The organism is Saccharothrix sp. NRRL B-16348 (assembly GCF_001280085.1).
Lineage (GTDB): Bacteria > Actinomycetota > Actinomycetes > Mycobacteriales > Pseudonocardiaceae > Actinosynnema.
The window spans coordinates 23,784-50,762 of record NZ_LGED01000195.1 but is presented as its reverse complement, the minus strand read 5'-3'; the positions used below and the strand labels follow the sequence as shown (position 1 = coordinate 50,762).

The 26,979-nt window shown below is 71.6% G+C and carries 22 protein-coding genes; 11 read left to right on the top strand and 11 right to left on the bottom strand.

Features of this window, described 5'->3' with window-relative positions; translation table 11 throughout:
- Positions 1–3: 3 nt before the first annotated feature.
- A complete protein-coding gene (gene helR / locus ADK67_RS18885; protein WP_197289513.1) occupies positions 4–2,199 on the bottom strand; it encodes an RNA polymerase recycling motor ATPase HelR in 2,196 nt (731 codons plus the stop codon).
- A gap of 336 nt (positions 2,200–2,535) precedes the next feature.
- Here helR and ADK67_RS18880 point away from each other — a divergent pair, with 336 nt between their 5' ends.
- On the top strand, positions 2,536–3,987 hold the full coding sequence (locus ADK67_RS18880) for a glycoside hydrolase family 43 protein (protein ID WP_053717755.1): 1,452 nt from the start codon (positions 2,536–2,538) through the stop codon (positions 3,985–3,987).
- A gap of 50 nt (positions 3,988–4,037) precedes the next feature.
- Here ADK67_RS18880 and ADK67_RS18875 read toward each other — a convergent pair whose 3' ends face one another.
- From ADK67_RS18875 to ADK67_RS18850, 6 genes are all read right to left on the bottom strand, one after another.
- Positions 4,038–5,222 (bottom strand): glycoside hydrolase family 88 protein, encoded by a 1,185-nt coding sequence (locus ADK67_RS18875; RefSeq protein WP_053717754.1) that lies wholly within the window; start codon positions 5,220–5,222, stop codon positions 4,038–4,040.
- Positions 5,223–5,262: 40 nt separating this feature from the next.
- The gene (locus tag ADK67_RS18870; RefSeq protein WP_053717753.1) at positions 5,263–5,949 is read right to left on the bottom strand and encodes a DUF624 domain-containing protein; all 687 of its coding nucleotides are present in this window, start codon (positions 5,947–5,949) and stop codon (positions 5,263–5,265) included.
- Positions 5,950–5,954: 5 nt separating this feature from the next.
- Positions 5,955–6,863: a carbohydrate ABC transporter permease gene (locus ADK67_RS18865; RefSeq protein WP_082403577.1), complete on the bottom strand. Its 909-nt coding sequence runs from the start codon at positions 6,861–6,863 to the stop codon at positions 5,955–5,957.
- Positions 6,863–7,789, bottom strand: a complete 927-nt coding sequence (locus ADK67_RS18860) for a carbohydrate ABC transporter permease (protein ID WP_053717752.1) — start codon at positions 7,787–7,789, stop codon at positions 6,863–6,865. The genes ADK67_RS18865 and ADK67_RS18860 overlap by 1 nt, the downstream gene beginning before the upstream one ends.
- A gap of 76 nt (positions 7,790–7,865) precedes the next feature.
- The gene (locus tag ADK67_RS18855; RefSeq protein ID WP_053717751.1) at positions 7,866–9,164 is read right to left on the bottom strand and encodes an ABC transporter substrate-binding protein; all 1,299 of its coding nucleotides are present in this window, start codon (positions 9,162–9,164) and stop codon (positions 7,866–7,868) included.
- A 62-nt stretch (positions 9,165–9,226) separates the two neighbouring features.
- Positions 9,227–11,260, bottom strand: coding sequence for a DUF2264 domain-containing protein (locus ADK67_RS18850; protein WP_053717750.1), 2,034 nt, complete (start codon positions 11,258–11,260; stop codon positions 9,227–9,229).
- A 250-nt stretch (positions 11,261–11,510) separates the two neighbouring features.
- On the opposite strand from ADK67_RS18850, the gene ADK67_RS54695 reads away from it, so the two are divergent.
- Positions 11,511–11,639, top strand: coding sequence for a hypothetical protein (locus ADK67_RS54695; RefSeq protein ID WP_269436006.1), 129 nt, complete (start codon positions 11,511–11,513; stop codon positions 11,637–11,639).
- Positions 11,636–12,742, top strand: coding sequence for a substrate-binding domain-containing protein (locus ADK67_RS18845; protein ID WP_053717749.1), 1,107 nt, complete (start codon positions 11,636–11,638; stop codon positions 12,740–12,742). The genes ADK67_RS54695 and ADK67_RS18845 overlap by 4 nt, the downstream gene beginning before the upstream one ends.
- Positions 12,743–12,748: 6 nt before the next feature.
- On the opposite strand, the gene ADK67_RS18840 is transcribed toward ADK67_RS18845, so the two are convergent.
- Both ADK67_RS18840 and kduI read right to left on the bottom strand, forming a co-directional pair.
- Positions 12,749–13,519, bottom strand: a complete 771-nt coding sequence (locus tag ADK67_RS18840) for an SDR family oxidoreductase (protein ID WP_053717748.1) — start codon at positions 13,517–13,519, stop codon at positions 12,749–12,751.
- Entirely contained in the window at positions 13,516–14,346 is an 831-nt protein-coding gene (kduI, locus tag ADK67_RS18835) for a 5-dehydro-4-deoxy-D-glucuronate isomerase (RefSeq protein ID WP_053717747.1), read from the bottom strand. Before kduI ends, ADK67_RS18840 begins: the two co-directional genes overlap by 4 nt.
- A gap of 143 nt (positions 14,347–14,489) precedes the next feature.
- Here kduI and ADK67_RS18830 point away from each other — a divergent pair, with 143 nt between their 5' ends.
- Positions 14,490–15,590 carry a LacI family DNA-binding transcriptional regulator gene (locus ADK67_RS18830; protein ID WP_231648257.1) on the top strand — a complete coding sequence of 367 codons (1,101 nt, stop codon included), beginning with the start codon at positions 14,490–14,492 and terminating at the stop codon, positions 15,588–15,590.
- A 74-nt stretch (positions 15,591–15,664) separates the two neighbouring features.
- Here the strand turns inward: ADK67_RS18830 and ADK67_RS18825 are convergent, their stop codons facing one another.
- A complete protein-coding gene (locus tag ADK67_RS18825; protein WP_082403584.1) occupies positions 15,665–16,615 on the bottom strand; it encodes a sugar kinase in 951 nt (316 codons plus the stop codon).
- Positions 16,616–16,788: 173 nt separating this feature from the next.
- Here ADK67_RS18825 and ADK67_RS18820 point away from each other — a divergent pair, with 173 nt between their 5' ends.
- Positions 16,789–18,834, top strand: coding sequence for a glycoside hydrolase (locus tag ADK67_RS18820; protein WP_082403576.1), 2,046 nt, complete (start codon positions 16,789–16,791; stop codon positions 18,832–18,834).
- Positions 18,835–18,908: 74 nt separating this feature from the next.
- Entirely contained in the window at positions 18,909–20,207 is a 1,299-nt protein-coding gene (locus ADK67_RS18815; protein WP_231648256.1) for a BNR repeat-containing protein, read from the top strand.
- 40 nt (positions 20,208–20,247) lie between these two features.
- Here the strand turns inward: ADK67_RS18815 and ADK67_RS18810 are convergent, their stop codons facing one another.
- Complete coding sequence (locus ADK67_RS18810) at positions 20,248–21,666, bottom strand: ricin-type beta-trefoil lectin domain protein (RefSeq protein ID WP_053717745.1); 1,419 nt, start codon at positions 21,664–21,666, stop codon at positions 20,248–20,250.
- A gap of 244 nt (positions 21,667–21,910) precedes the next feature.
- Here ADK67_RS18810 and ADK67_RS18805 point away from each other — a divergent pair, with 244 nt between their 5' ends.
- From ADK67_RS18805 to ADK67_RS53750, 5 genes are all read left to right on the top strand, one after another.
- Positions 21,911–22,849 carry a carbohydrate ABC transporter permease gene (locus ADK67_RS18805; protein ID WP_082403575.1) on the top strand — a complete coding sequence of 313 codons (939 nt, stop codon included), beginning with the start codon at positions 21,911–21,913 and terminating at the stop codon, positions 22,847–22,849.
- 5 nt (positions 22,850–22,854) lie between these two features.
- Positions 22,855–23,718 carry a carbohydrate ABC transporter permease gene (locus ADK67_RS18800; protein ID WP_053717798.1) on the top strand — a complete coding sequence of 288 codons (864 nt, stop codon included), beginning with the start codon at positions 22,855–22,857 and terminating at the stop codon, positions 23,716–23,718.
- 31 nt (positions 23,719–23,749) lie between these two features.
- The gene (locus tag ADK67_RS18795; protein ID WP_053717744.1) at positions 23,750–25,096 is read left to right on the top strand and encodes an ABC transporter substrate-binding protein; all 1,347 of its coding nucleotides are present in this window, start codon (positions 23,750–23,752) and stop codon (positions 25,094–25,096) included.
- Between the two features lie 86 nt (positions 25,097–25,182).
- Complete coding sequence (locus ADK67_RS53755; protein ID WP_231648255.1) at positions 25,183–26,175, top strand: beta-galactosidase; 993 nt, start codon at positions 25,183–25,185, stop codon at positions 26,173–26,175.
- Complete coding sequence (locus ADK67_RS53750) at positions 26,172–26,900, top strand: beta galactosidase jelly roll domain-containing protein (protein ID WP_231648254.1); 729 nt, start codon at positions 26,172–26,174, stop codon at positions 26,898–26,900. The genes ADK67_RS53755 and ADK67_RS53750 overlap by 4 nt, the downstream gene beginning before the upstream one ends.
- The last annotated feature ends 79 nt before the right edge of the window (positions 26,901–26,979 follow it).

Here is a 26,979-nt window from a genome sequence, read left to right as displayed (position 1 = left end):
GGGCTACGCCAACCGGCCGGCCCCGGCCGGTGTGCCGACCTCCGCGAGACCGGTCAGGGCTCGCGGCAGCGGGCCCTGGTGCAGGACGCCGAGGCGTTGAGTGGCCCGGGTGAGCGCGACGTACAGCTCGGCCGCGCCGCGCGGGCCGTCGGAGATGATCCGCTCCGGCTCCACGACCAGCACGGCGTCGTACTCCAGGCCCTTCGTCTCGGACGCGGGCACCGTGCCCGGCACGCCCACCGGCCCGATCACGACGCTGGTGCCCTCGCGGCCGGCCTCGTCGCGGACGAACTCCTCGATGGCGGCGGGCAGCTCGTCCTCCGCGACCAGCCTCGACCACGGCTGGACGCCGCACGCGCGGACCGACTCCGGCGGCTGGACGGCCGGCGCGAACTCGGCGAGCAGCGCGGCGGCGACCGTCATGATCTCCGCCGGGGTGCGGTAGTTCACCGTCAGCGACCGGTAGACCCAGCGGCCCGGCACGTACGGCTCCAGCATCGCGCCCCACGACGTCGCACCGGCCTCCGACCGGCGTTGCGCGAGATCGCCCACCACCGTGAACGAACGGCCCGGGCAGCGCCGCATCAGCACCCGCCAGTCCATCTCGGACAGCTCCTGCGCCTCGTCCACCACGACGTGCCGGTAGGTCCAGTCCCGGTCCGCGGCCGCGCGCTCGACGAGTTCCCGGGTGTCGTGCTCGACGAAGCGGTCCGCCAGGTCCTCCGCGTCGAGCAGGTCCGTGGCGAACAGGTGGTCCTCGTCGTCCATCATGTCCTGGCGGCCGACGAAGCTGTCCAGCACGGCGGCGGCGTGCTTGGTCTCGACCGCCCGCGCCCGCTCGGCCGCCCGGTCCGCCGCCTGGTCGCGGCCGAGCAGGTCGACCAGCTCGTCGAGCAGCGGCACGTCCGACACCGTCCAGGCGTCACCCTCGGCACGCCACAACGCCTGGTCGCCGCCCGCCGCCCGCAGCCGTTCCGGCGACGAGTACAGCGAGGCCAACAACTCCGCCGGCGTCAGGACCGGCCACAGCTCGTCGAGCGCGGCGACGTACTTGTCGTCGTCCGCCAGCTCCTTGACCAGGTCCGACCGCAGGCGGTCCCACGCCTCCTTGTTGTCCTTGGTGAGCCAACCACGGCCGATCCGGCCGATCGCCCGTTCGGTGAGCACGTACGTGATGATCTCGCTGAACACCGCGCGGGCCTCGTTGTGCGGCAGCCCGCTCGCGCGCGCCTCCTCCCTGGCCCACTCCGCGGTGGCGGCGTCGATCCGCGCCGTGCCGCCACCCAGTTCGAGGGTCAACGGCTCCGCCGGCAACCGCTGCCGGTCGGCGACCGCCGCCGCGAGCACGTCCAGGATCTTCAACGAGCCCTTGAGCCGCGCGGCGTCGGGCGTGTCGTCGGCCGTGACGCGCAGCCCCGGCACCAGGTCGCCCGGCGTCATGAACACCACGTCGGACTCGCCGAGCGACGGCAGCACGCGCCCGATGTGGTTCAGGAACGCCGGGTTGGGCCCGACGACGAGCACGCCGTGCCGCTCCATCCGCTCCCGCTGGGTGTAGAGCAGGTACGCGACGCGGTGCAGCGCCACCACCGTCTTGCCGGTCCCCGGCCCGCCCTCGATCACCAGCACGCCGGGGTGGTCGAGCCGGATGATCTCGTCCTGCTCGGACTGGATCGTCGCCACGATGTCGCGCATGCCCTCGCCGCGCGGCGCGTTGACCGCCGCGAGCAGCGCCGCGTCACCCCGCTCGCCGCCGTCGGGGCGGCCGAGCACCTCGTCGGTGAAGTCGGCCACCTGGCGCCCGCGGGTGTGGAACTGGCGACGCCGGCGCATGTTCTCCGGGTTCGCGGCGGTGGCGACGTAGAACGCGCGCGACGCCGGCGCACGCCAGTCGAGCAGCACCGGCTCGTACTCGTCGTCCTCGTCGAACAGCCCGATCCGCCCGATGTACGAGCGCTCGCCCGTGAGCGTGTCCAACCGGCCGAAGCACAGCCCGTTGTCGGCCACGGCCAGCCGCTTCGCCTCCTTGACCAGCGTGCGCACCTCGACGTCCCGCTCCACGGGCGTGCCACCGTTGCCGCGCAGCGCCGCGTCGTACTCCCCCTTCACCCGCGCGCGCTCGGCGTCCAACCGCTGGTAGAGCCCGGCCACGTAGCCCTGCTCGGACCGCAGTTCGTCTTCGTACCCCTGAGTTGACACATGCCCCTCACAGCGCTAACCTGAATTTAGAATCGGCGCGTTCTCCACTGCATTCCGGAGCACACGCCGACTTTTTATTGTCCGGCCCCTGTCAAGCCCCCCTCGCGGAACGCGCGGAAGCGGGCGTCGCGCCCGGACCGCACCAGGCTCCGACCACTACCGGGCGAACACCGCCGACCCTTGATGTTAACGCGAACATCACACATACTCGCCGCTGAAGCACGAAGCCGTTCATGCACCACAAGCACCGCCGTTCGGCTCTGTTAGCGCTCACCAAGTCCGCCGAAGCAACTCCCCCGGATCGTGCCCCACCCCCGTGATCAAGGGAGATCACCCGTGCCACGCACACTGACGAGGATCGGCGCCCTGGTCGCCGCCGTCGCCCTGCTGTTCACGTCCTGGTCGGTGACCACCGACCGGCGCGCCGAGGCGCTGGAACCGTTCACCGGCTACCTGATGGCGCACTTCACCGGCGAGCACGCGACCGGTGAGCAGATCTACCTCGCGCACAGCCGCGACGGCCTGCACTGGACCGACCTGAACAACGGCACGCCCGTGCTGCTGTCCACCGTGGGCACGCGCGGCGTGCGCGACCCCGCGCTCGTCCGCTCCCCCGCCGGCGACCGGTACTGGATCATCGCCACCGACCTGCGCATCGCCAACGGCACGTCGTGGTCCGACGCCGCCAACCGGGGCAGCAAGTCGCTGGTCGTGTGGGAGTCCACCGACCTGGTCAACTGGTCCGCGCCACGGCTGCTGGACGTCGCCTCCGGCATCTCCGGCGCGGGCAACGCCTGGGCGCCGGAGGCCATCTACGACCCCGCGTCCGGCGAGTACGTCGTCTACTGGGCGACCAACGCCCCGCTCAACGGCGTCACCAAGCACCGCATCTACTACGTCCGCACCAGGGACTTCCGCGCGGTCACCTCGCCGGTGCTCTACATCGACCGGGGCGCGGGCCAGGGCATCATCGACACCCAGATCGTCGAGTCGCCCGGCAGCGTCGGCGGCTACCGCTACTACCGGGCCTCCGCCGACGGCCACATCACCGTCGAGGGCAGCAACTCGATCCTCGGCTCGTGGACCACGATCGGCAACCTCTCGCACATGGGCATCTCCAACGGCACCGGCGGCGGCAACGTGGTCGAGGGCCCGATGTGGATGCAGTTCAACGGTCGCAACGAGTGGGCCCTGTGGCTCGACCAGTACGCCACCAGCCGCGGCTACATGCCGATCGCCTCGACCAACCTCGGCAGCACCCGCAACTTCCGCACGGTGTCGGACTACAACCTTGGCGCCACCCGCAAGCGGCACGGCTCGATCCTCAACCTCACCGCCGCCGAGGAGAGCCGCGTGCTGGCCAAGTGGGGCACGACCGCCCCGGTCAACCGCATCCAGTCCTACAACTTCCAGGACCGGTACGTGCGCCACGCCGACTTCGACGTGCGCATCGACGCGAACGTGAGCCCGGCCCAGGACGCCCAGTTCCGGATCATGCCCGGTCTGGCGGGCTCCGGGACCGTGTCGTTCCAGTCGGTCAACTACCCCGGCTACTACCTGCGGCACAACAACTACGACTTCGTCCTGGCGGCGGACGACGGCAGCGCGACGTTCAAGGCCGACGCCACGTTCCGCCAGGTGGCCGGGCTCGCGTCGGCGTCGTGGTCGTCGTTCCAGGCCTACACCCACCCGGACCGGTACCTGCGGCACTACGGCTACCAGCTCCGGCTCGACCCGATCACCGACGCGACGGGCCGCGCCGACGCCACGTTCCGGCTGACCAGCTGACCCGCTGACGAAACGGGGGTGGGCGCTCGCGGGCGCCCACCCCCGTCACGTCACCAGTAGCTCCGCCAGTCGGGCCGCAGCCGGCGGCTCAGGGCTTCGAGGTAGAAGTAGTCGCCCCACAGGCTCCCCTCGTCCACCCCGACGTTCTTGGGCTTGTCGTAGACGCCGTGCAGGAGCAGCGCGGTGGAGCCCGGGTCGTGCGCGGTCGAGTACGAGGTGGCCAGGCTGTCCAGGATGGCGTCGGCCTCCGCGCGGTAGCGCGACGCGGCGCCCTGGTCGCCCAGGTGGTCCGCGAGCTCGTACAGGCCGCACACCGCGATGGCGGCGGCCGAGGAGTCGCGCTCCTGCCCGCTGCCGTCGGTGAACACCAGGTCCCAGTAGGCGATGCGGTCCTCCGGCAGGCGGGCGAGGAAGTAGTCGGCGCACCGCCTGGCCGCGTCGAGGAACGACTCCTCCCGCGCGTGCCGGTAGCCGAGGGCGAACCCGTAGACGCCCCACGCCTGCCCGCGTGCCCAGCAGGAACCGTCCTGGTGCCCCTGCTCGGTGCCGCCGCGGAGCGGTTCGCCGGTCTCCGGGTCCCAGTAGTAGGTGTGGAACGTGGTGCCGTCCGGGCGGATGATGTGCCGCCGCAACTGCTCGGTGTGGCGGATGGCGGCGTCGAGGAACGACCGCGAGCCGGTGGTCCCGGCCGCCCAGTACAGCAGCGGCACGTTCATCAGGCTGTCGACGATCGTGCGGCCGCGTTGCAGCGGGTTCTCCAGGTCGCCCCAGGCCTGCAGGATGCCCGCCGGTTCCAGGAAGCGGTCCATCAGGTGGTTCGCGGCCTTCAGCGCGGCGTCGCGCGCCCGTTCGTCCCCGAGCAGCCGGTACGGCGTCACGCAGGACAGCGTGTAGAGGAAGCCGAGGTCGTGGGTGTCGAGGTCGATCTCGCGCCGGACGCGGTCGGCGAAGCTGTCGACCTGGCGTTCCGCGGCCTCCCGCACGGCGTCGTCGCCGGTGGCTTCCCAGACCAGCCACAGCATCCCCGGCCAGAAGCCGGTGGTCCAGCCGACGTTGGCCCCTTCGGGTTGGCCGTCGCGGGCCGTGCGCGGCCGGTACGCGCCCGCGGTGGTCGTGTCGTCCGGGTACCAGGCGGTGAAGTCGGCGATGTTGCCCCGGACGGTCGCCACGGCGGCGTTCCAGGCCGCGGCCAGGTGGTCGGTGGTCGGTGCGGCGCGGTCTGCTTCCGCGGACATGGTTCTCCCTCAGAACGGGTGACGGAACGACGGGCGCGGGTCAGCGCGCCGCGACAGAACGCGGGTCGGGCTCGGAGCCCGGGACGACGCGGAGTGGCCGGAGGGTCGCGCGGCTGCCCACCCAGACGACGTACAGCGCCGGACCGGTCAGCAGGGCGAGCGCCGGCACCGGCATGGCCCCGACGGCCGCCGCCAGCACCCACAGCACCACCAGCGAGACCGCGGTGAAGTGCGCGCGGCGCAGCCCCAGGAACAGGCAGGCCCGCACGAGGCGCCGGAGGGGCACGTCGGGGTGTTCGACCACGCCGGTGAGCGCCACCAGCGCGGTCACCGCGGTCAGCACGGCGAGCACGACCAGGACGGGGATGGCGACGGCGCCGACCGGTGTCCCCCAGGCGGCGCGGACGTCCACGGCCAGGACGGCCAGGACGGCGGACGCGGCGCCGGCCACGATCGCCGCCCGACGACCGTGCCGGCGCCAGGCGCGCAGGAAACCCCGCACGACCGGCGCGCCGTCGTCCCGCGCGACCGAGCCGAACACGGCGTGCGCGGCGGCGAAGGCCGGGCCGACGGACGGAGCCGTCAGCACCAGCAGGGGCCAACTCGCCGTGACCGGGGTGAACAGCAGCACGGCCAGGAACGGCGCGCTCGCGCCCACCACGAGCGCACTGGTGGCCAGCAGCGCGTAGGCGGTGGTGAACACCCGCGCGTAGATCTCGTGCGACACGGTCGTCAGCCCTTCAGCCCGCTGGTCGCGACACCCTGGACGAAGTACTTCTGCCCGAGGAGGAACACCACCGCGATGGGCACCACGGACAGCACCGAGCCCGTCATGATCAACGCGTGCTCGGCGCTGTACTCGCTGACGAACGACTTCAGCCCGAGCTGGATGGTCCACAGGTCCGGGTCGCGCAGGTAGATCAGCGGCCCGAGGTAGTCGTTCCACGTCGTGACGAAGGTGAGCAGGGCCAGGCTGGCGAGGGCGGGCACGGACAGCGGCAGCATGATCCGGAAGTAGATGCCGTACTCGCTGAGGCCGTCGACCCTGGCGGCCTCGCACAGCTCGTCCGGGATGGTCATGTAGTACTGCCGCATCAGGAACACGCCGAACGCGCTGAACGCCTGCAACGCGATGACGGCCCACGGCGTGTTCGTCAGGCCGACCTCGGACATCATGATGAACTGCGGGATCATGTACGCCTGCCACGGCACCGCGATCGTGCCGATGTAGACGAGGAAGAGCAGGTTGCGCCCCGGGAAGCGGGCCTTGGCGAACCCGTACGCGGCGAAGCTGCCGGTGAACAGCTGCAGCGCGGTGACGACCACGGACAGGAAGACCGTGTTCTTCAGCCACACCAGCATGTCCGAGATCCGCCAGATCTCGACGTAGTTCGCCCACTGCGGCGAGTCCGGGAACCAGGTCACCGGGATCGAGAAGACGGCGTTGTCGGTCTTCAACGAGGAGGAGACCATCCAGAAGAACGGCAGCAGCAGCCCGGCCGCCGCCACCACGAGGACGGCGTAGCCCAGGATCCTGCCCGGCGCGGCGAACCTCGTGCCGCGCCGGTCCGACGGCTCGGCGGGACCGGCGCCGACCGTCCCCGGTTCGGCGAGAGCCGGCAGTGTGTGCGGCGCGGCCATCAGGCGTTCCTCCTCCGGTTGACGGCGAACTGCACGACCGTGACCAGCATGCAGAGCGCGAACAGCACGACGGAGATCGCGGAGGCGTAGCCGAACCGGTTCTCCACCAGGCCCTTCTGGTAGATGTACTGGGACAGCACGAGGGTCGACTGGCCGGGTCCGCCGTTGGTCATCACGAGGATCAGGTCGAAGACCTTGAAGCTGCCGATGGTGAGCATGACCGTGACGAAGAACGTCGTGGGGCGCAGGCACGGCAGGGTCACGTTGCGGAAGCGCTGCCAGGCGTTCGCGCCGTCGATCCGGGCCGCCTCGTGCAGCTCCGGCGGCACGGTCTGCAGCCCGGCGAGGAAGAGCAGCATGTAGTAGCCCATCTCGCGCCACACGCCGACGATGATCACGGCGGGCATCGCCCAGGTGGACGACGCGGTCCAGCCGGGCGGGTCGTCGACCCCGAACAGGCCCAGGATCTGGTTGATCGGCCCCGCGTCGCGGCTGAACAGGAGGTTCCACGCGATGGCGATGGCGACGATCGAGGTGACGTACGGGAAGAAGGCCGCGGTGCGGAAGAACTGGACGCCGCGCAGCTTCCGGTTGAGCAGCAGGGCCAGGCCCAGGGACAGCGCCAGCGTGAGCGGGATGTGGAACGCCGAGTAGTACAGGGTGTTGAGCAGCGCCCGGTGGAAGCTCGCGTCACCGAGCAGGCGGGTGAAGTTGTCCAGCCCGATCCACTTGGCCTTGCCGAAGACGTTCCAGTTGGTGAACGAGATGTAGAACAGCGCGACGACCGGGCCCAGGGTGAGCAGGCCGAAGCCGAGGAAGTTCGGCAGGACGAACGACACGCCCTGCAGTGACCGGCGCGCCCGGTACCACCGCTTCGTGCGGTCCGCCGCGGTGTTGCGCGGGCCGCCGACCGTCGTGGTGCTCATCGGCTCTCTGTGCTCCTGCGTAGGTGGTGTGCTGGGGGTGGCGCGGGCCCGGTGCCGCCGAGCCCGCGCCGAGGGGTCACTTGGACTCGAGGACCTCGCTGCGAGCCCGTTCGCCCGCCTTGGTCAGCGCCTCGTCCACCGGCGTGCTCCCGGACATGATCGCGGAGTGGGTCTCCAGCAGGATGTTCTGCAACGGGGCCGTCTGCGCCGAGACGGGGTTCTCCGCACGGGTGTCGTGCGTGGTGAACGTGAACCGGGACAGCTCGTCCGCCGGCATGCCCTGCACCCCGAAGTACGCCTGGACCACCGGGTCGGTCAGCGTCGCGGGCGTGATGCCGATGCCCGCCAGCGCGGTGGCCGCGCCCTCGCCCGCGGCGAAGGTCAGGAACTTCTTGGCGGCCGCGACCTTGTTCTCGTCGATGGCGGCGTTGACGCCGACGCCGGTCGGGTCGCCGAACGTGATCGGCTTGTCCTTGGTGCCTGCGTCGGGCTGGGGCGCCGGCGCGAAGCCCCACTGGAACGCCTGCGCCTCGCCCTTCTTCTGCTGCGCGATCAGGGTCGCCACGTACCAGCTGCCCATCAGCATCATCGCGGCCTGCTGGGTGCCGAACTGCGCCTGGTACTGGAGGGTGTTCGTGGTGGCCGTGCCGTAGTCCACCTGCGAGCCCGCCTGCTGCTGCTCCAGCGCGCGCTTGTAGTAGGGCGCCAGGTAGCCGTAGTCGCCGCTGCCGAGGTCCGCGCCCTTCGTCTGGGCCAGCGCCAGGCCCTGCACCGTGGACTGCCAGGTGTGCTGGTAGGCGGCCTTGGCCGGGGAACCCGCGGCCTTCAGGCCCGCCGTGAGGTCCGCCGAGGCCTTCTCGTACTCCGCCCACGTCCAGGTCTCGTCGGGCGGCGTCACGCCCGCCGCGGCGAAGAGGTCCTTGTTGTAGTAGAGGTACCAGGAGTCCTGGCGGTACGGCACGGCGTAGGTGACACCGTCCACTTTGTAGTTGCCGATGCCGTTGACCTTGTCGCCGAGCCCACTGGCGACGTCCGACACGTCCAGCAGCTGCTCGCCGCCCTGGTAGGTGATGAAGTTCTTGAGGTTCTTGAGGATGTAGAGGTCGGGCCCGCTGCCGGCGGCCAGGTCCGCGGTGAGCTGGGTGTCGTAGTTGGTGGCGTCGTACTCCTTGAACTGGATCTTCACGTCCGGGTGCTGCGCCTGGAACGACTCGGCGAGCTTCTGGAACTCGGGCGTGGTCTTCATGCTCCACGCGCTCATCGTCAGGGTGACCGGGCCGCCGGTGTCGGCGGGTTCGCCGGAACCGCAGGCGGTAAGCGTGAGGGCGGTGACGGCGGCCGCGATGGCGGTCCACTGGGGATGGCGGTGTCGCATGGTCCTTCACTTCCTGGTCGAGCCACGGGGAGAACGGGGAGCGCGGGCGGTTGGCCCGCCGGTCAGGACAGCGCGACGCGGGTGCGCGCGCCGTCGGGCCACCGGGTGGTGACCCAGGTCGTCGGCCCGGGGCTGAGCCGGACCTCGGGTTCGACGGACCAGGAGCCGGTGCCGCGCGCCAGTTCGAGCAGGGCGGCGGACCACTCGCCGGGCAGGACGGTCAACTGGGCCCACGGGACCGCGGCGACCGGTCCCAGCGGGCCGGCGTCCTCGTGCACGGACACGCCCGAGTCGGTGGTCCGTCCTCTGAGGACGGTGAGCGTCGACCGCGTGCCGTCGTCACCGCGGACGCACGGCGCTGCGGTGGAGGCGGCGGTCGCGGCGGGTTCGACGGTCGCGGCCGGCCCGGCGGGTTCGGCCGTCGCGGTGGGTTCGGCGGGGCCAGTCGAGAGGATGTCGACGTCCGTGCCCGCGACGGGCCACCCGGACAACCGCAGGGCCGTCGGCGGGCGGTCCGCGGCGACGTCGTCGACCCGGACCAGGCGCACCTCCCACGGGCCGCGGACGAACGAGTGCACCGTGACGGTCCCGGCGTCGTGGTCGCGGCCCGTCCACCCCGAGCCGTGCCCCTGCTGCGCCTCGTCGGGCTCCAGCCAGCGCACGACGCCGGTCGAGGACGCCGTGCCCACGGTGATGCCGTCGACCTCGACCACGTCGGTGGCGCCGACCGCCATGCCGGACCGGTGGGACGTCCGGCCTTCGGCGTCGACCAGCACGACCGCCTGGTCGTGCGGGTCGGTCCAGCTGTCCCGGTCCAGCAACGGCGCGGTCGCGGTGGAGTAGCCGAAGCGCGCGTAGAGCGGGGAGTCGCCCCTGGTGTCACCGGGAACCGCGTGGTCGGTGCCGTGGTTGACGACCCGCACCACACCGTCCGCGACGGTGCCGCTCACCAGCCAGCCCGGTGCCTTGATCGCCCGCACGTAGTCGCCCCGCTCGACCGGCAGCGGCAGTTCCTCGGCCAGCCACACCGGGTGGTCGGCGGGCAGCGCCAGCCCGAGCATGCCCTTCACCGCCCAGTACGGCGAGCCCGGCCCCGAGTACGCCTGCGCGATGCGCGGCCACCGACCGTGCCACCCCAGCGACAGCAAGCCCTGCTCGTCCAAGGCGCCGCGGTCCACGAAGTGGCGCACGACGCTCGTCGCGGCACGGCGCAGCACCCCGGGCGGCGTGGACGGCACCTCGGCGAGCGCGCCCGCCCAGAACGGCGCGGCGGCGGCGAACCGGTAGGTCAGGCTGCGCCCCTGCACGAGCGGCGACCCGTCCGCGCCGACGAGGCGGACGGCGTCGAGCAGGAAGCGGTCGAGCAGCGCGGTGTCCCGTTCGCGGCGGGCCTCGGCGAAGCCGGCCGCGCCGGGCATCCGCGACCACAGCAGCGGGTAGACGTGCAGCGCCCAGCCGACGTAGTGGTCGAACGCGCGCTCGTGGCCGTCCGCCATCCACGCGTCCTCGCGGAGGAAGCCGTCGTGGGTGGCCAGGTCCTCGGCGACGTCCGCCGCCGACCAGGGACCGCCGACCGACCGCAGGAACGCCTGCACGACCAGCCGGAACCAGACCCAGTTGATGCGCGGGTAGGTCGGGTCGCCCACCGCGGGCGCGAGGTAGGCGACGACCCGCTCCTGGACGGCCGGGTCGAGCCGGTCCCACAGCCACGGGCGGGTCAGGTCGAGGGCGAGCGCCAGCGAGGCGGCTTCCACCTTGGCCTGCGGGTGCTCGTCCAGCCGCACCCAGCGGTCCGGTGACGCGGGGTCGGTGCCCGCCGCGATGCCCTCGGCGTACCACTCGGCGAGGTTGTCCGGGTCGGCTCCGCGTTCGCCCGCGATCCGGAACCCCGCGAGCAGGAACGTGCGGGCGAAGCCCTCCAGGCCGTCCACCTCGGTCCCGTAGCCACCGGCCGGACCGGGCAGGGTGATCCGCGCGTGGCCCGGCGACGCGAAGGGGCGCACGGCCCGCAGCATGGCGTCGGCCGTGCCCGCCCACTGGTCGCGGGTCCACCCGGTCGGTGGTGCGGCGGCCCTCAACAGGGGTTCCGGCGGCATGTGACTCGTCCTTCAGCGTCGAAGGCGTTCGATCAAATGGTGCACAGTTGCTTTCGTTTTTGATCGCTTTGCCTGTTAAGCAGTAAATACGTGCAGGAGCGATCGTGTCAAGACTCACATGAACGCTTGTCGCATCGTCCACCCGGCGGCGGCGTGCGGCCGGATGCCCGAGGACCGGCCTGTCGCCGCGAGGCCGCACGGCACGCCGCCCACATAATTGGGTCGACGATCAACGACAGGAGGACGTGCGGTGACGAGAGCGCGCAGGGGGAACGGCCGGCAGCGGGTGACGGCCCGGCCGACGACAGGACCCCGGCCCGACGCCCTGCCGTCCGGCAGGCCGTCACCGCGCGCCCGCACCGCGGCGGAGGCGTCGTGAACTCCGAGTCCCGCACGCTCGCCGCCCGCAGGCGCGCGTCGATCCTCGAAGCGCTGCGCCGCGACGGCATGGTCCGGATCTCCGACCTCAGCGAGAAGATGGGCGTCACCGCCGTGACGCTGCGCCGCGACATCGCCCACCTCGACGGCGAGGGCCTCCTGCACCGGGTGCACGGAGGCGCCACGCTGCCCACGGCCGAACTCCTGCCGTCGGCGGTCCAACCGTTAGACACCCCGCCGGAGCCCGTCCACCTCGGGGCCGCGGGCATGCTGGTCCCGTCGCTCGACTACTACTGGCCGGAAGTGGTCCGCGGCGCGGAGGAGGAAGCGTCCGCGAACGGGTTGCGCATCCTGCTCCGGGGTTCGTCCTACGAGAGCGCCGACGACCGGCCCCAGCTGGAGCGGCTGCTGGACAACGAGGACGTGTGCGGGCTGATCGCCGCGCCGAGCCTGACCGCGCCGTCCGCGGCGGCCACGATCGAGTGGCTGAGCACCATCGACACCCCGGTCGTGCTCGTCGAGCGCGTCGCGACGGTCGGCCCGCGCCAGGCCGTCGTGGAGTCGGTCGTGTCGGATCACGCGCTGGGCGCGGCCATGGCCGTGCACCACCTCGTGTCCCTGGGTCACCGCAAGGTCGGCATCGTGACCAGCGAGAACAGCCCGACGTCGCCGCACGTGCACCGCGGCTGGCTCGACGCGTGCGCCGAGACGGGCCTCGACCCGCGGTCCACCGTGGACACCTCCGTGCCGACGCCCGGCACGCCGGGCTGGGACACCGCGCTGGACGAGGTGCTCGACGGGTTGGCCGCCACCGGCACCACGGCAGTGCTCGTGCACGCCGACACCGAGGCGATGGCCCTGGTCCAGCGCGCCGAGCAGCGCGGCGTGCAGGTGCCCGCCGGGCTGTCGGTCGTGGCCTACGACGACGAGGTGGCGGCCCTGTTCACGCCGGCGCTCACCGCCGTGCGCCCGGCGCGCCGCTCCATCGGCCGGGCGGCCGTGTCGTTGCTGGCCGCCCGGCTGCACGACCCGGACCGCCCGGCGCACCGGGTGGTGATCACCCCGTCCCTGCGCGTGCGCGGCTCGACGGTCCCGCCGCCCTGACCGGGTTCACCGCGCCAGCCAGCCCCCGTCGACCGGGAGCACGACGCCGTGGACGTAGTCGGCCGCGCGGGAGCACAGGAACAGCACCGCGCCCGCGATGTCCTCCGGCTCGGCCCAGCGACCGGCCGGGATGCGTTCGAGGATGGACCGGTTGCGGTCCGGGTTCGCGCGCAGGGCGTCGGTGTTGTCGGTGGCGACGTAGCCGGGCGCGACCGCGTTGACGTTGACGCCGCGGTGGGCCCACTCGTTGGCCAGCGCCTTGGTCAGGCCCGCCACCGCGGACTTCGACGCCGTGTACCCGGGCACGGTGATGCCGCCCTGGAAGCTCAGCATGGACGCGACGTTGACGATCCGGCCCGAGCCGCGGGCCAGCATCGCGCGGCCGACGTCCCGCGACAACGTCCAGGTGGCGCGCAGGTTGACGTCGAGCACGTGGTCGAAGTCGGCGTCGCTGTGCTCGGCGGCCGGCGCGCGGCGGATCGTGCCGGCGTTGTTGACCAGCACGTCCACCTCCCGCCCGGCCAGCAGCGTGCCCAGCTCGGCCACCTGAGCGTGGTCGGACAGATCGGTCCGGATCGGGGTGAACACCCGGCCCTCGGCCTCGACCGCGGCCCGTGCCGGGCTGTCGCCCTCGGGCATGGACGCGCCGATGCCGATCACGTCGGCGCCCGCGGCGGCCAGCAGCCGTGCGACGGCGAGCCCGATGCCGCGGCCCGCACCCGTGACGGCGGCGGTCTTGCCGGTCAGGTCGAGCAGGCCGGCCACCTCCGGCGTCATCGCAGCGCCGCCGCGGGGTGCGGGTCCATGTCGTCGAACGCCTGGTTCTCGCCGGCCATGGCCCACACGAAGCTGTACGCGGCGGTGCCGACGCCGCTGTGCACGGACCACGGCGGGGAGATCACCGCTTGGCGGTCGGCCACGACCAGGTGCCGGGTCTCGCTCGGCTCGCCCATCAGGTGCACCACGCGGGCGTCCTCGGGCAGGCCGAAGTAGAGGTACACCTCCATGCGGCGTTCGTGGGTGTGCGCGGGCATGGTGTTCCACATGCTGCCGGGGTGCAGCGTCGTCACGCCCATCACGACCTGGCAACTGCGGACGCCGTTCTCGTGGATGTACTGGGTGAGCGTCCGCCGGTTCGAGGTCAGCGGGTCGCCCAGCTCGCGCACGGTGCCGTTGCCCGGCTCCACCAGCACGGTCGGGTAGGCCGTGTGCGCGGGCGCGGAGAAGAGGTAGAAGGCGGCGGGCGCGTCGGCGTCGTCGGACGCGAACGACACCTCCTCGACGCCGCGGCCGACGTACAGGCACGCGGTCGGGGCGAGCCGGTGCTCGGTGCCGTCGACGGTCACCGTGCCCGGTCCGCCCACGTTGACGATCCCGGCTTCGCGGCGGTCGAAGAACCGCTCCGACTTCAGCTCCGGGAACGCCGGCAGGCTCAGCGGCCCGCCGCGCGGCAGCGCGCCCACCAGCACCACCCGGTCGTGGTGGGTGTACACCGCGCGCACCTCGTCGTCGGCGAACAGGTCTTCGACCAGGTAGTTCTGCCGCAGGTCGTCCGTGGTCATGGACGGGACCTGCCGCGGCGCGGTCGCGTAGCGCTGCTCCACGTGGCGTCGCCTTCCTTCGGTCGGATCGTTTCAATCATCAGAGGGTCGGAAACAGTCAATCTCAGACACAAAAGAAGAGCAAGACTGTACAGTTTGCTTGTTACGATCAGTTTCGATCAGGACTTCGAGGCGAGCAGGCGGTCATGGACAAACCGGAGGCCAAGGGCGCGATGCTGCCCGCCGCCCGGCGGCAGTGGCTGCTGGAGCACTTGGCGGGCCGGGGCGTCGTGCGCATCACGCACATCGCGCAGGCCATGGGCGTCACCCCGGTCACCGTGCGGCGGGACGTGAACGACCTGGCCGCCGAGGGCCTGGTGGAACGCGTGCACGGCGGCGTCCGGCTGGTCGCCGACGTGTCCGCCGAGTCGTCCGGCGAGGACGCCACGCCCGCGATCGGGATGGTCGTGCCGTCGCTGGACTACTACTGGCCCGAGGTCATCCGCGGCGCGCAGGACACCGCGCACGAGAAGTGCGCCCGACTCGTGCTTCGCGGGGCGTCGTACCAGGTGGACGACGTGCGGCACCAGGTGGAGTGGATGATCGGCAGCGGCGCGGTCGACGCGCTGCTCGTCGCGCCGCCGACCCGGGGCGCGGGCGCCGAGGAGCTGCTCGCGTGGCTGACGGCCCTGCCCGTGCCGGTGGTCCTGGTCGAGCGCTCGGCGGTGTCGGGCCCGTACCGCCAGCACGTCGAGTCGGTGCGCACCGATCACGCGGCGGGCGCGGAACTCGCCGTCCGCCACCTGCACCTCCAAGGGCACCGCCGCATCGGGCTCGCCATCAGCGCGACCAGCCCCACGTCCGGCCAGGTCCGCGACGGCTGGCACCACGCGATGACGGACCTCGGCCTGCCGCCCGCGCCGGAGGTGAGCGTGGCCGCCTACTACGAGCCCGGCTGGGCCGTCGACGTCGACCGGGTGCTCGACCTGTGCGCCGAGCACGACGTCACCGCGCTGGTCGTGCACTCCGACCGGGAAGCGGTGTCGCTGGTGCAGCGCGCCGAGGAGCGCGGCGTCCGGGTGCCGGCGGACCTCTCGGTCGTCGCGTACGACGACGAGGTCGCCCGGTTCGCCCACCCGCCGCTCACCGCGATGCGGCCACCCAAGTACGCCGTCGGCAGCACCGCCGTGCACCTGGCGCTGGAACGCCTGGCCCAGGGCCCCGACCGGCCCGTGCGCCGGGTCGTCCTCAGCTCTGAACTGCGTGAACGAGCCTCGACCGGCGCGCGCACGGAGGCACTGCGCTGATCACCGCGCACCGGCTGCGCCGAGGGCGGTGACCGTCCCCCGCGACGATCACCACACCAGCCCGTGCTCCGGGGCTACCGCACGCCGGCCGCGCTGACCCGTGCCGCGGCCCACGTGGCGGGATCGGCGACCAGCAGCCGCGCCACATCGGCCGACGGCAGCGGCACGGCGACGTCGGACAGGGTGCACAGCGCGCCGGCCGCGGCCAGGTGGCCGGAGCGCAGGCAGCGGGCAGGCGGTTCACCGGCCAGGCGGGCCGCCAGGAACCCCGCGGCGAACGCGTCGCCCGCGCCGACCGGCTCGACGACGTCCACCGCCAACGCGGGCTCGAACACGGGAGCCTCGCCCACCGCCAGCACGGTCGCGCCCTGCGCACCCTGCTTGACGACCACCGTCCCGGGCTCGGGCAGCACCTCGCGGACCGCCAGAGGCTCGGACACACCCCACAGCGCCTCGGCCTCGTCGTCGCCGACCAGGACGACGTCCGCCTTGGCCGCCAGGGAACGCAGCACCTCCGGACCGGACGGACCCCACAGAGCCGGCCGCCAGTTGACGTCGAACGACGTCGTGATCCCGGGGTGGTCCAACAGCGCGTGCACGAGCGCCGAGCAGGACGGCGAAAGCGCGGCCGTGATGCCGGTCAGGTGCACGTGCGACACCGCGCCGAGGTCCAGCCGATCGACCACCTCAGGCCCGAGCGCGGACGCCGCCGAGCCGGCGCGGTAGTAGCGCACCGCGCTGCCGGTCTTGCCTGCTTCCTTGAGGTAGAGCCCGGTGGGGCGCGTCGGGTCGACCAGCACGTGCGAGACGTCCACGCCCGCACCCGCCAGGAACGCGACGATCGCCCGCCCGAACGGGTCGTCGCCCACCGCGCTCACCCACCCGACGGGAACGCCGAGCGCGGCCAGCGCGCAGGCCACGTTGGACTCCGCGCCGCCGATGCCGCGCGTCCAGGCGCGCACTTCCTCGGGAGGCCCCGCTTCGGCGGGGGTGAACACGGCCATGGTCTCGCCAACGCACAGCACCGCGACCACTTCGACTCCTTCGGTCTCAGACTCGAGCAAAACGATCGTAAACGATCAAATAGTGCTTGACTCGACTTAAACGATCGCACATGCTCGTGCCCGCACCGACTTGCTCGTGCTCTCCCGTTCCACCTACCGGGTAGGTCCGAACACCGATGAGGAGATCAACGACGATGAACCCTCGCCGAACACCCCGCCGTTCACGGTCGAGGCTGGCCGCCGTCGGCCTGTCCGCCGCGGTGGTCGCGACCTTGGCGGTCACGTACCCGTCGTCGGCGGGCGCGCAGGACGTGCACGCCGCCGCGTCGGTGACCGTGCGACCCGACCCGTCCTACCAGCAGCCCGCGTTCGAGGGCTGGGGCACGAGCCTCGTCTGGTTCGCCAACGCCACCGGCGGCTACCCCGACGCCATCCGCAACCGCCTCGCCAACCTGCTCTACGGCGACGACGGCCTGCGGCTGAACATCGCCCGCTACAACATCGGCGGCGGCAACGCGCCCGACGTGCGCGACGACTACATGAAGGCCGGCGCGACGATGGAGGGCTTCTGGCGCGCGCCGGAGGGCACCACCCGCGAGGACGTCGACTGGTGGAACCCGGACGACCCCGAGCACTGGGACCTCTCCGCTGACGCCAACCAGCGCTGGTGGATCGACCGGATCAAAAACGAGGTCACCCACTGGGAGGCGTTCAGCAACTCGCCGCCGTGGTTCCAGACCGTCAGCGGGTACGTGTCCGGCGGGTTCGACGCCTCCGCCGACCAGATCCGCGCCGACCGGGTGGACGACTTCGCCACCTACCTGGTCCGGGTCTCCGAGCACGTCGAACGCACCCACGGCATCCGGTTCGACACCATCGACCCCCTCAACGAGCCGAACACCCCGTACTGGGGCACGCAGCTCGGTCCGGACGGCCAACCGACCGGGGGCAGGCAGGAAGGCGCCCACGCCGGCCCGGCCCTCCAGCAGAGCGTGGTCCTCGCCCTCCGCAAGGCGATGGACGCCTCGGCGCTCGACGCCCGGCTGTCCGCGATGGACGAAACGAGCCCCACCATCTTCCGCACCAACTGGAACGCCTACGGCGCCGAGGGCAAGGCCGCCGTCGACCAGCTCAACGTGCACACCTACGGCACCGGCCACCGCACATCCGCGCGCGACATCGCCAAGGGCGCGGACAAGCCGCTCTGGATGAGCGAGGTGGACGGCACGTGGGGCACCGGTCAGAGCTTCACCAGCATGGAGCCGGGGCTGGGCATCGCCGAGCGGATCGTCAACGACATGCGGGAGCTGGAGCCGTCCGCGTGGCTGCTGTGGCAGGCCATCGAGGACTACAACCCGCAGGCCGCGGCGGGCAAGAACTGGGGCGCGATCCAGGTCCCGTTCGACTGCCCGTCCGACGCCACGCCCGTGACGTGCCCGATCCGCACGAACACGAAGTTCAACACGATCCGCAACTTCACCCACTTCGTGCGTCCGGGTGACCACGTCGTCAAGGTGAACGACACGGCCAGCCTCGCCGCGGTGTCCGCCGACGGCACGTCCGCCACGGTCGTCCACGTCAACAACACCACCGAGCCGCGCGACGTCACGCTCGACCTGTCGCGCTTCGGCACGGTCCACGCGAACGCCTCCGTGACGCCGGTCGTCAGCGACGTCAACGGCGGTCTGGTGCGGGGCAAGGCGGTGCGGGTCGCGGACCGCTCGGCGACGCTCACCGTGCCCGCCAAGTCGGTGACCACGTTCGTGGTCGACGGCGTGCGCGGCGCGGCGGCGGACGCGGCTCTGGTGCAGCCGGGCCACACCTACACGTTGAACGGTGTGCAGAGCGGCAAGGCGTTGGTGCCCTCCGCCGACGGGAACTCGGTCGTGCTCGGCACGGCGGACCAGGCCGACGCGAACGCGCGGTGGCGCATCGAGCAGGTGACCGGCGGCAGCGGCAACCGTGAGCGCCACACCGTGCGGCACGACAACGGCAAGCGCCTCGCCGACCGGAACGGCGGCCTGGTGCTCGAAGAGGGCACGCAGACCGACCCGGCCGCCCAGTGGATCATGTCGACCACGGGTGACGGCAGCTACACGTTCGTCAACGCCGCCACCGGTCGCCTCTTCGACGTCGTCGGCCAGGGCACGGGCGTCGGCACGCGAGTGGGCGTGTACGTGGCCAACTCGGGGTCGAACCAGCGGTGGACGGTCGTGGACCGGACGCCGCGCACGGGCTGACCAGCGGCAGACTGACGGAGGGATCGGCGATGGTGTCGGACACCGGGCGAGCGAGCGCACCGAAGGCGACCTTGGTGTCCGACACCGTGCTGGACCCGGCCGCGTTGTTCTTCGTGTCCTACGACGGCGTGGTCAACAACAACTCCTTCCAGCGGGACGCGATCGTCACCCACGCCGGTCACCAGTACGCGACCTGGTACACCGGCAGCCGCAACGCCGTCGTGGCGCGCAGGCGACTCGGTGGCGAGTGGGAGCACGTCGTGCTGCCACACCGGTTGAGCGTGGACGACTCGCACAACGTGATCTCGCTCGGCATCTCCCCGCAGGACGGCACGCTGCACGTCGCGATGGACACGCACGACAACCGCGTCTTCTACGTGAAGTCGATCCCGGGCCTCACCACGCGACCGCACTCGTGGGACTCGGCGGCGTTCGGCGCGGTGCAACGGACCCTCGACGGCGTCGAACTGGGCGACCTCACGTACCCGCAGTTCGTGGTGACCCCGGAGGGTGTCCTCCAGCTGAGCTACCGCACCGGCAGGTCCGGCAACGGCGTCAACGAGTTGGCCGAGTACGACGACGGCGCCTGGCGGCGGTTGGGCGCCTGGAGTTCCGCGACCGGTGACTACACCGGCCCGAACGGCGTCGTGTCGACCGCCCGCAACATGTACCTGCACGGGCTCGACTACGACCGGCGCGGACGCCTGCACGCCGCGTTCACCTGGCGCGAGGACAACGCCGGCGTCCTCGGCAGCCCCGGCGGCCTGACCAACCACGACACCGGTTACGTCTACAGCGACGACCGCGGCCGCACGTGGCGCACCGATGCGGGAGCCGTCGTGGGCACGACCGGCGGGACGCGCGTGGCCGTGTCCTCCCCCGGCACCCTCGTCGACCACCTCGGGCCCGACCACGGGCTCATGAACCAGGAGAGCCAGGCCGTCGACTCGACCGGCACGCCGCACGTGGTGATCAGCTACGTGCCGGAGCGGTTCGTCGAGTGCGTGTCGGACTACGCCGCGCAGCGGGCGCGGCACGCGCGCACCTTCCACCTCACCCGCACGGGCGCCACGTGGACCAAGCGCGAGGTGCCCGTCCCACCGGACAGCACCCAGCGCACGAAACTGGCGTTCGACCGCGCCGACAACGCCTACCTGGTGATGCCGCGCGGCCGGATCGTGGCGGCGAGCGCGGCGAGCGGGTGGACCGACTGGACGACCGTGTTCACGCCCACGTCGCTGCGGGCGTTCGGCGAGGTCAACGTCGACACGTCCCGCGGCGCGACCGACGGCGTCCTGTCCGTGCAGTACCAACAGGTCTCGTCGGGGACCACGCCGTCGCCGATCCGGGTCGCGGACTTCGTGCTCGGCTGACGGGACCGGGCCCCCGCGTCGGCGAGGGCCCGGTCGTCGGTCAGCCGCGTCGCCAGACCTGGTTCGGCTTGCCGTTGCAGTGCCAGAAGCCCACCGCGCTGCCGTTGGCGGTGGCCTCGCCGGTCACGTCGAGGCACAGGCCGGACTGGTCGTTGGTGACCGTGCCGTTCGACTGGAACGTCCACTTCTGGTCGGTGCCACCGTCGCAGTCGCGGATGATCAGCCGGGCCGCGGTGCCGGCGCCGTCGGCGTCGAGGCACTTGGCGCCGTAGACGCGCAGCTCCCGGGCGGCGGTGTGGGCCCACTGCTGGTTGGCGCCGCCGTTGCAGTCCCAGAGGGTGGGTGCGGTGCCGTTGTCCCGGCTCGCCCCCGGCACGTCCAGGCACCGGTTGGACCCGGCGCCGCGCAGCACCCCACCGGTCGGCGTCGGAGCCGTGCCGCCGCCCCACGCCCACCGCAGCCGGTCGGCGCCGCTGGCGTTGGTGACGTTCAGGGTGAGGTCGGTCCCGCTGCCGCCCAGGGTGGTGAGCGAGTAGCTGTCACCGGTGCGCAGACCCGGCCAGTACACCGAGCCCATGCCGAGCGAGCGCAGGGTGTCGGTCGCGGCCTGGATGTAGGCGACCTCGTAGGAGCCGTTGACCGCCCCGTTGTAGTTCAGGCCGGAGGTCATCTCGGCGCCGAACTCGTCCAGGACGGTGCGCGACGCGCAGTTGCCGATGCGCGCGCGCAGGTCGTCGGCCCACTGCTGAGGGCTGGTCCAGTCCTTGTGCCAGAAACCGTACTGGTGCAGCGCGAGGTACGTGCCGTCGAGCCGGCTGTCCGCGCACACCGGCTTGACGTCCTCGCTGTAGCCGGTGCCGCCGATGAACACCCGGTTGCGCGGCACGGACGGGCGGGCGGCCAACCAGTTCGCGGCGACGTCGCGCCACTCCTGGCTGCTGTAGCCGAACGGCTCGTTCATCGGCTCGAAGTACACCGCGCCGCCGGCCGCGTACTTCGCGGTGATCCGGTCCCACATGGCGTTGAACGCGGCGGTGTCGTCGATGCGGCCGTCCTTGGCCGTCGACGCCTCCCAGTAGCCGAGGATGACCTTGAAACCCTTGGCCGCGGCGGCGTCGATCGCGCCGGTGTAGGAGGCCCAGAACGGTCCGTTGACGGTGGCCGGGTTCACCGGCAGCCGCACGGTGTTCGCGCCGAGCTTGGCCTGGAACTGGCCGATGACCGCCGTCGCCTTGGCGCGGGTGGTGGCGTAGCTGTCCGACTTGGACAACCCCGAGGGCACCACCTCGTCGGCGGCGTAGTTGTCCCGCGGGTCGGCCCAGTTCACCCCCTTGAACTGGCTGGTGGACGCGCCGGCCGGCGACGCCGTCGCGGTCAGCAGCCCGGCCACGCCCAGGGCGCAGCCGACCGCCGCCACGACGCGCGTGAGGCGCCGGCGTCGGGTGGGCGAAGAGCTCATCGTTGATCTCCTCAGGAAGGTTTCCGAGTGTCACGGAACGGTGCGGAACACGTCATGTTTGCGCAAACATGACCGGCGGCCGCGCCAGTCTGTGACTCGGGCCGCAGGCTGTCAAGAGGACCGTCCGGCAAAACCGCCCGTCGCGACCGACTCGCGCGGCTCACTGGACAGGCCCGGGTCGAGGAGCTAGCGTCTGCCGCCAATGTTTGCGTAAACATCTTCGCCGTGGTCAACAGGAGAGACGATGACGTCCATCTCGGCGCCGGTCGAGGCGCCACCGGCACGTCCGGCGCGAACGCCGCGCAACGTCGGCCGCCTGCGCGTCGACCGCAAGGGCTGGCTGTTCGTCGGGCCGTTCCTGGCCGTGTTCGCCCTGGTGTTCCTGGCGCCGATCGTCTACGCGGTGTGGTTGAGCCTGTTCCGGGAGCAGGTGTTCTTCGGCGGCACGGAGTTCGTGGGGCTGGACAACTACGCGGCGGTGCTCGGGGACGCCAAGTTCTGGGAGTCGTTCTTCCGGGTGCTGCTGTTCCTCGTCGTCCAGGTGCCGGTGATGCTGGGGTTGGCGCTGGTCGCGGCGTTGGCGATCGACAGCGCCCGGCTGCACGCGGCGGGCTTCTTCCGGATCGTGGTGTTCCTGCCGTACGCGGTGCCGGCGGTGGTGGCGGCCCTGATGTGGGGCTTCATCTACGGCGACACGTTCGGCCTCGCTGCCGACCTCAACGAGTTGCTGGGGCGCAAGGCCGTGGAGCCGTTGTCGGGCGACTGGATCCTGCTGTCCATCGGCAACATCGTGACGTGGGAGTTCGTCGGCTACAACATGCTGATCCTGTACTCGGCGTTGAAGGTCATCCCGAACGACCTGTACGAGGCGGCGGCGATCGACGGTGCGGGCACGTTCCGCACGATTCTGAGCGTGAAGCTGCCCGCGATCCGGGGCGCGGTGATGATCGCGACGATCTTCTCGATCATCGGCAGCTTCCAGCTGTTCAACGAGCCCAACATCCTGAGGTCGTTGGCGCCCAACGCGATCAACACCTTCTACACGCCGAACATGTACGCCTACAACCTGTCGTTCGGCGGCCAGCAGTACAACTACTCGGCCACGGTGGCGATCGTCATGGGCGTCATCACCGCGATCATCGCCTACGTCGTGCAGCTGCGCGGCTCCCGGAAGGGTGCGTGAGCACCGTGGCGACCCGTTCCCCGCTCAAGCCCCGCAAGTCCCGCCTGCTGACCGCCGTCATGGCGGTGTACCTGCTCTACACGCTGGTGCCGCTGGCGTGGCTGCTGATCAGCGCCACCAAGACCCAGCAGGACCTGCTGTCCACCTCGGGCATGGCGTTCGGCGGCACGTTCGCGTTGTTCGACAACATCGCCGAGACGTTCACCCACGACGACGGCATCTTCCTGCGCTGGCTGGGCAACACCCTGCTCTACGTCGTCGTCGGCGCGGGCGGCGCCACCATCCTGGCCACCGCCGCCGGCTACGGCCTGGCCAAGTACAAGTTCCGGGGCCGCCGGGCGGTGTTCGCCGTGCTGCTCGGCGCGATCGCGATCCCCGGCACGGCGCTGGCCGTGCCCACGTTCCTGATGTTCAGCAACCTGGGCCTGACCAACACGCCGTGGGCGATCATCATCCCGTCGCTGGTCAGCCCGTTCGGCCTGTACCTGGTGTGGACCTACGCCACCGAGGCCGTCCCGGACGAGCTGCTGGAGGCCGCCCGCATCGACGGCGCGGGCGAAGTCCGGATCTTCCTCACCGTGACGCTGCGGCTGCTCATGCCCGGCGTGGTCACGGTCGCGCTGTTCGCGGTGGTGTCGACGTGGAACAACTACTTCCTGCCGCTGATCATGCTCAGCAAGCCGGAGTGGTACCCGCTCACGGTCGGCCTGAACCAGTGGAGCGCGCAGGCCTCCGGTGTCGGCGCGCAGCCGATCTACCACCTCGTCATCACCGGCTCGGTGATCACCATCGTCCCGCTCGTCATCGCGTTCCTGCTGCTCCAACGCTTCTGGCAGTCAGGCCTGACCGCGGGCAGCGTCAAGCAGTAGTCCGTCCCACCGCCGTGAAAGGACTCCACCCATGTCACCCACCAGGCGCAGCCGCCAGGTGGCCATAGTCCTGGCCACCGCTCTCGCCACCGCGCTCTCCGCCTGCTCGTCCGGCGGCGACGGCGGCACGGCGCCGGGCGGCGCCACCGGCACGCAGGACGCGGTCGACGCCGCCCTGCGCGAAGGCGGCGAGATCACCTACTGGAGCTGGACCCCGTCCGCCAAGGCGCAGGTCGAGGCGTTCCAGCAGGAATTCCCCAACGTCAAGATCAACTACGTCAACGCCGGCACCGGCAACGACCACTACACCAAGCTCCAGAACGCCATCAAGGCCGGCTCCGGCGCGCCCGACGTCGCCCAGATCGAGTACCAGGCCCTCCCCCAGTTCGCCCTCACCGGCTCGCTGGTCGACCTGGGCCAGTACGGCTTCAACGACTTCCAGGACGACTACACCCCCTCGACCTGGAACTCCGTGAAGGTCGGCGGCGGTCTGTTCGGCCTGCCCCAGGACTCGGGCCCCATGGCCCTGTTCTACAACAAGGAGCTGTTCGACAAGCACGCCATCGCGGTGCCCAAGACCTGGGCCGAGTACGTCGACGCGGCCCGCAAGCTGCACGCCGCCGACCCGACGAAGTACATCACCGCCGACACCGGTGACGCGGGCTTCGCCACCAGCATGATCTGGCAGGCGGGCGGCAAGCCGTTCACCACCGACGGCAAGTCCGTGAAGATCGACCTCCAGGACGAGGGCGCCAAGAAGTGGACCTCCACCTGGGACCAGCTGGTCGAGGAGAAGCTGGTCTCCACGATCCCCGGCTGGTCCGACGCCTGGTACAAGGCGCTGGCTGACGGCACGATCGCCACGCTGGCGCTCGGCGCGTGGACGCCGGGCGTGCTGGAGTCGTCGGTCAAGGGCGGCGCGGGCAAGTGGGCCGTGGCGCCGCTGCCCACCTACGACGGCGGCACCCCGGTGACCGCGGAGAACGGCGGCGGCGGCCAGTCGGTGCTCAAGCAGAGCAGCAAGCCGGCGCTCGCGGCAGGTTTCGTGCGCTGGCTCAACAACGGCAACGGCATCAAGCCGTTCCTGGAGAGCGGCGGGTTCCCCGCGACGAAGGCCGACCTCGACTCGGCCGCGTTCAAGGACAAGGCCTCGCCGTACTTCGGCGGGCAGCAGATCAACCAGGTCCTGACCGCCGCCGCCGGCCAGGTCGTGCCAGGCTGGAGCTACCTGCCCTACCAGCTCTACGCCAACAGCATCTTCGGCGACACCGTCGGCAAGTCCTACGCGGCCGGCACCTCGCTCGACCCCGGCCTGGCCGACTGGCAGAAGGCACTGGTCGACTACGGCAACCAACAGGGCTTCACCGTCAACGGCTGACCCTGCGGCGGGACGGCCCTTCGACGGGCCGTCCCGCCCACCGAGCACACTTCGCGCGCCACACCCGGAAGGAACAACCGAACCCAGTGCCCCAGTTCAGCATCGGCGAGCACGACTTCCTGCTCGACGGCAAGCCGTTCCGCGTCCTGTCCGGGGCACTGCACTACTTCCGCGTGCACCCCGACCACTGGGCCGACCGCATCGACAAGGCCCGGCGCATGGGCCTGAACACCATCGAGACCTACGTCGCCTGGAACGCCCACGCGCCCGCACCCGACGCGTTCGACCTCACCGGCGGGCTCGACCTCGGCCGGTTCCTGCGGCTGGTCGCCGACGCCGGCATGAAGGCCATCGTCCGGCCCGGCCCGTACATCTGCGCCGAGTGGGACAACGGCGGCCTGCCCGCCTGGCTGTTCCGCGACCCGCGGGTGGGGGTGCGGCGCGCCGAACCCCGCTACCTCGCCGCCGTCAAGGACTACCTCGACCGCGTCTACGAGGTCGTCGCGCCGCTCCAGGTCCAGCACGGCGGCCCGGTCATCCTCGTGCAGATCGAGAACGAGTACGGCGCGTTCGGCGACGACAAGACCTACCTCAAGACCCTCGCGGAGCACACCCGCGACGCCGGCATCACCGTGCCGCTGACCACGATCGACCAGCCCACCGACGAGATGCTGGCCGCGGGCAGCCTGGAGGGCCTGCACCTGACCGCGTCCTTCGGCTCGCGCAGCGCCGACCGGCTGGCCACGCTGCGCCGCCACCAGCCGACCGGGCCGTTGATGTGCGCGGAGTTCTGGAACGGCTGGTTCGACCACTGGGGCAGCCACCACCACACCACCTCGGCCGAGGAGAGCGCCGCCGAGCTCGACGCCCTGCTCGCCGCCGGCGCGTCGGTCAACTTCTACATGTTCCACGGCGGCACCAACTTCGGCTTCACCAGCGGCGCCAACGACAAGGGCGTCTACCAGCCGACCCCACCGCCAAGTACCACGCCTTCCGCGAGGTCATCGCCCGCTACCACGACGTGCCCGACGAACCACCGCCCGCCGCGAGACCGACGCCGTCGTTCACCGTGCCGTTGACCGATCCGGTCCCGTTGCTCGACCTGGCGAAGCGGTCGACGGACTGGCGGCGCCACGACGCCGTGCCGACGCTCGACGACCTGGACGGCGCGCCGCGGCTGGCGCTGGCGACCACGCGGATCGACGCCGCCGACCCCGGCGTGCTGTGCTTCGGCGAGGTGCGCGACCACGCCTCGGTGTTCGTGGCCGGCCGGCCGGTCGGCGTCCTGCTGCGCGAGCACCACCAGCGCGCCCTCGGCCTGCACGGCGCGGTCGGCGAGCTGGCGGTCCTGGTCGAGGACCACGGTCGGGTCAACTACGGGCCGCGCATCGGCGAGCCCAAGGGCCTCATCGGCGGCGCGACCCTGGACGGCCGTCCGCTGACGGGGTGGGACGTGCTGCCGCTGTTCCTCGACGCGCCGCCACCCGCGTGGACCGACCGGGACGACGACGCCACCGCCGTGACCGGAGCGGTGTCCGGGCCGGTGTTGCTGCGCGCCAGGTTCGACCTCGACCAGCCCGCCGACCTCCACCTGGACACCGGCGGCTGGGGCCGGGGCGTGGTGTGGGTCAACGGCTTCTGCCTCGGCCGCTACTGGTCGCGCGGCCCGCAGCGGACCCTGTACGTGCCCGGTCCGGTGCTGCGCGCCGAAGGCAACGAGCTGGTCGTCCTGGAACTCGCCGCGCTGACCGAGCCCACCGCCCGGTTCGTGCCGGAACCGCTCCTCGGGCACACGGAGGCCTGATCGATGTTTACGCAAACAACCAGCGCGGGGCACGGGCTATAGTGGCGACGCGCCACACGTCGTCAAGGCCGCCGGGGGA

Excerpts from the sequence above, each read along its gene's own strand:
- ADK67_RS18875 (WP_053717754.1), bottom strand. The coding sequence starts at position 5,222 with ATGTCCGCGGAAGCAGACCGCGCCGCACCGACCACCGACCACCTGGCC.
- ADK67_RS18830 (WP_231648257.1), top strand. The coding sequence starts at position 14,490 with ATGGACAAACCGGAGGCCAAGGGCGCGATGCTGCCCGCCGCCCGGCGG.
- ADK67_RS18810 (WP_053717745.1), bottom strand. The coding sequence starts at position 21,666 with ATGAGCTCTTCGCCCACCCGACGCCGGCGCCTCACGCGCGTCGTGGCG.
- ADK67_RS18850 (WP_053717750.1), bottom strand. The coding sequence starts at position 11,260 with ATGCCGCCGGAACCCCTGTTGAGGGCCGCCGCACCACCGACCGGGTGG.
- ADK67_RS18865 (WP_082403577.1), bottom strand. The coding sequence starts at position 6,863 with ATGGCCGCGCCGCACACACTGCCGGCTCTCGCCGAACCGGGGACGGTC.
- ADK67_RS18820 (WP_082403576.1), top strand. The coding sequence starts at position 16,789 with ATGAACCCTCGCCGAACACCCCGCCGTTCACGGTCGAGGCTGGCCGCC.
- ADK67_RS18860 (WP_053717752.1), bottom strand. The coding sequence starts at position 7,789 with ATGAGCACCACGACGGTCGGCGGCCCGCGCAACACCGCGGCGGACCGC.
- ADK67_RS18805 (WP_082403575.1), top strand. The coding sequence starts at position 21,911 with ATGACGTCCATCTCGGCGCCGGTCGAGGCGCCACCGGCACGTCCGGCG.
- ADK67_RS18855 (WP_053717751.1), bottom strand. The coding sequence starts at position 9,164 with ATGCGACACCGCCATCCCCAGTGGACCGCCATCGCGGCCGCCGTCACC.
- ADK67_RS18840 (WP_053717748.1), bottom strand. The coding sequence starts at position 13,519 with ATGACGCCGGAGGTGGCCGGCCTGCTCGACCTGACCGGCAAGACCGCC.
- ADK67_RS18795 (WP_053717744.1), top strand. The coding sequence starts at position 23,750 with ATGTCACCCACCAGGCGCAGCCGCCAGGTGGCCATAGTCCTGGCCACC.